General features: G+C 45.1%; 1 protein-coding gene. It reads right to left on the bottom strand.

From position 1 onward, the window contains the following. Positions 1–267: hypothetical protein (locus tag EHSB41UT_RS24775; RefSeq protein WP_207626761.1), on the bottom strand; the 267-nt coding region annotated here is incomplete at its 3' end. Positions 268–435 lie beyond the last annotated feature (168 nt).

Here is a 435-nt window from a genome sequence, read left to right on the forward strand (position 1 = left end):
TGGATTTGTATAATACTGCAACCAATGAACATAAAGTACATGAGCATAAGGTACATCTATATTATTTTCAAGCTGAAGACACCATAAGAGTGTCCTGGCTGTGTCGTGGGCTCGGAGTTCTTCATAATAAACAGAAGTTGGGCAAGGCTCTGGAATATTTCCGGGCCGCGCTGAAGGACGATGCAATGCATCGTCCTTCAGCGCGGCCCGGAAATATTCCAGAGCCTTGCCAAACTGCTCCTGGTTGGCAAACACCACCCCGAGCATCTGGTTAACAGCTGCGCTGTCCGCCTTTCTACGCCTATCTCTTACACATATCTAACTCTCACGCAGAACAGACTAATGTAGCTCAATCTGATCCCCACGAATCAGACACCACACAGAACTCATACATTAACATACTAAACGATACTACAAGAACATGATATATAGATA

This window comes from Parendozoicomonas haliclonae (genome assembly GCF_900174585.1).
Lineage (GTDB): Bacteria > Pseudomonadota > Gammaproteobacteria > Pseudomonadales > Endozoicomonadaceae > Sansalvadorimonas > Sansalvadorimonas haliclonae.